General features: G+C 61.6%; 2 protein-coding genes. Both read left to right on the top strand.

Features of this window, described 5'->3' with window-relative positions; all coding sequences use genetic code 11:
- A partial coding sequence (clpX, locus tag EN925_RS28195) for an ATP-dependent Clp protease ATP-binding subunit ClpX (protein WP_128337085.1) occupies positions 1 to 859 on the top strand: 859 nt, incomplete at its 5' end.
- A 306-nt stretch (positions 860 to 1165) separates the two neighbouring features.
- Positions 1166 to 3561, top strand: a 2396-nt coding sequence (lon, locus tag EN925_RS28190) for an endopeptidase La (RefSeq protein WP_128337084.1), incomplete at its 3' end; no start/stop codon positions are given.

The raw sequence follows: 3561 nt of genomic DNA, 5'->3' as shown, positions 1-3561 counted from the left end.
GCCGTTCACCATGGCTGACGCGACGACGCTGACCGAAGCCGGCTATGTCGGCGAGGACGTCGAAAACATCATCCTGAAGCTGTTGCAGTCGGCCGACTACAATGTCGAGCGCGCCCAGCGCGGCATCGTCTACATCGACGAAATCGACAAGATTTCGCGCAAGTCGGACAATCCCTCGATCACCCGCGACGTGTCGGGCGAGGGCGTGCAGCAGGCGCTCTTGAAGATCATGGAAGGCACCGTCGCCTCCGTGCCGCCACAGGGCGGCAGGAAGCACCCGCAGCAGGAATTCCTGCAGGTCGATACAGCCAACATCCTGTTCATCTGCGGCGGCGCCTTCGCCGGGCTGGACAAGATCATCTCGGATCGCGGCCGCAAGACGTCGATCGGCTTCGGCGCGGTCGTCGCTTCGCCGGAGGATCGCCGCACTGGCGATGTTTTCCGCCTGGTCGAGCCCGAGGACCTGTTGAAGTTCGGTCTTATCCCTGAGTTTGTCGGCCGTCTGCCGGTCTTGGCGACGCTGGAAGACCTCGACGAACCGGCGCTGATCCAGATCCTGACCGAGCCGAAGAACGCGCTGGTCAAGCAGTATCAGCGGCTATTCGAGATGGAAAATGTCGACCTGACCTTCCATGAGAACGCTCTTTCGGCGATCGCCAAGCGCGCCATTGAGCGCAAGACCGGCGCGCGCGGCCTGCGTTCGATCATGGAGGCGATCCTGCTCGACACGATGTTCGAGCTTCCCGCACTCGAAGGCGTGCGCGAAGTGGTGATTTCGGAGGAGGTGGTGACCGGCAGTGCCCGGCCGCTCTACATCTACTCCGAGCAGAAGGAAAAGAAGGGCAATGTCAGCGCCTGACATGAGCCCGCAGCGAAATTCTGAAACGGCGCCGCAAGGCGCCGTTTTGCTGTCGCACAGCGGTTTTGCGCGGCGTACGGGCTGGCGTCGCAAATGTGTCACTCGCGGACGGGTTGGGAGTGCGGATTTGGACACGCCCCTTGATCTTTGGGGGTCGTGCATCCAACTAACTGGAGAAGGCCGAGGTGCCCGATTTCTGTGCTGTAAAACTCCCGTCACAAACGGTGGTAGGCGGAACGATCCCCGGTCGTTAATATAAGATTCGCGGTTGGCTCAATTAGCGGCCGCGACATGAAAGGTTGGACAATGGCCAAAGTATCCAAGGCACCCAGCGACGGCGTCTTCGCAGTTCTCCCACTGCGCGACATCGTGGTGTTCCCGCATATGATCGTTCCGCTCTTCGTCGGGCGTGAGAAGTCGATCAAGGCGCTGGAAGAGGTGATGGGTCAGGAAAAGCAGATCCTGCTTGCCACCCAGATGAATGCCGCCGATGACGATCCCGAGCCCGATGCCATTTTCGACATCGGCACGCTCGCCAATGTGCTGCAATTGCTCAAGCTGCCCGACGGCACCGTCAAGGTTCTGGTCGAAGGCGCTTCGCGTGCGAAAATCGTCTCGTTCACTGACCGTCCCGATTTCCACGAGGCCCGCGCCGCGGCGCTGGTCGAGCCGGAAGAGGAAGAGGTCGAGGTTGAGGCGCTGGCGCGTTCGGTCGTCACCGACTTCGAGAATTACGTCAAGCTGAACAAGAAGATCTCGCCCGAAGTGGTGGGTGCTGCCAGCCAGATCGACGACTACTCCAAGCTCGCCGACACGGTTGCCTCGCATCTCGCCATCAAGATCCCCGAGAAGCAGGAGATGCTGGCCACGCTTTCGGTCAAGGAGCGGCTGGAAAAGGCGATGGGCTTCATGGAAGCCGAAATCTCCGTCCTGCAGGTGGAGAAGCGCATCCGCTCGCGTGTCAAGCGCCAGATGGAGAAGACGCAGCGCGAGTACTACCTGAACGAGCAGATGAAGGCGATCCAGAAGGAACTCGGCGAAGGCGAGGACGGCCGCGACGAGGCCGCCGAGATCGAGGCGCGCATCAAGAAGACCAAGCTCTCCAAGGAGGCCCGCGAAAAGGCGGAAGCCGAGTTGAAGAAGCTCCGGACGATGTCGCCGATGTCGGCTGAATCGACCGTCGTGCGCAACTATCTCGACTGGATCCTGTCTATCCCGTGGGGCAAGAACTCCAAGGTCAAGCAGGATCTGGCTTTCGCGCAGAACGTGCTCGATACCGACCATTTCGGCCTCGACAAGGTCAAGGAGCGCATCGTCGAGTATCTCGCCGTGCAAAGCCGCCAGAAGAAGCTGAAGGGGCCGATCCTGTGCCTCGTCGGCCCTCCCGGTGTCGGCAAGACCTCGCTCGGCAAGTCGATCGCCAAGGCAACTGGACGCGAGTTCATCCGCATGGCGCTGGGCGGCGTGCGTGACGAGGCCGAGATCCGTGGCCACCGGCGCACCTATATCGGCTCGATGCCCGGCAAGGTCATCCAGTCGATGAAGAAGGCCAAGAAGTCCAACCCGCTCTTCCTGCTCGACGAGATCGACAAGATGGGCCAGGACTTCCGTGGCGATCCGTCATCGGCGTTGCTCGAGGTCCTCGATCCGGAACAGAATTCGACGTTCATGGACCACTACCTCGAGGTCGAATACGATCTGTCGAGCGTCATGTTCGTGACGACGGCGAACACGCTGAACATCCCGGCGCCCTTGATGGACCGCATGGAGATCATCCGTATCGCCGGCTACACCGAGGACGAGAAGATCGAGATCGCCAAGCGGCACCTGATGCCTAAGGTGATCCGCGATCACGCGCTGCAGCCGAAGGAGTTTTCCGTCGGTGAGGACGCGATCCGCGCCATCGTCCAGACCTACACCCGTGAAGCGGGCGTCAGAAGCCTCGAGCGCGAGCTGATGAAGCTCGGGCGCAAGGCGGTGACCGAGATCCTGAAGACGAAGAAGAAGACGGTGAACATCACGGCGGCGAACCTCGCCGATTACCTCGGTGTTGAACGCTTCCGCTTCGGTCAGGTCGAGGCTGACGATCAGGTCGGTGTCGTTACCGGACTCGCCTGGACGGAAGTCGGCGGCGAGCTGCTGACGGTCGAAGGCGTCATGATGCCCGGCAAGGGCCGCATGACGGTGACCGGCAATTTGCGCGACGTGATGAAGGAATCGATTTCGGCGGCGGCCTCCTATGTCCGCTCGCGCGCCGTCGATTTCGGCATCGAGCCGCCGCTGTTCGACAAGCGCGACATCCACGTGCACTTGCCGGAAGGCGCCACGCCGAAGGACGGCCCGTCTGCAGGTGCTGCCATGGCGACAGCTATTGTGTCGGTACTGACGGGTATTCCGGTCCGGGCGGATGTGGCGATGACCGGCGAGATAACGCTTCGCGGCCGCATCCTGCCGATCGGCGGGCTCAAGGAGAAGCTGCTCGCCGCACTGCGCGGCGGCATCAAGAAGGTGCTGATCCCGGAAGACAATGCCAAGGATCTGGCGGAGATTCCGGACAATGTGAAGAACGGCATGGAGATCATTCCTGTCTCACGTGTCGGCGAGGTGTTGCGCCACGCGCTGGTGCGTATGCCGGAGCCGATCGAATGGGTCGAGCCGGTCAATCCGCCGGCTCGACCCATTCGATCGGCTCCGGCATACGC

Source organism: Mesorhizobium sp. M7A.F.Ca.US.006.04.2.1, assembly GCF_004022915.1.
GTDB classification, from domain to species: Bacteria; Pseudomonadota; Alphaproteobacteria; order Rhizobiales; family Rhizobiaceae; genus Mesorhizobium; species Mesorhizobium ciceri.
The sequence above is the reverse complement of the archived record's forward strand: the minus strand, read 5'-3'. Positions and strand labels throughout refer to the sequence as shown.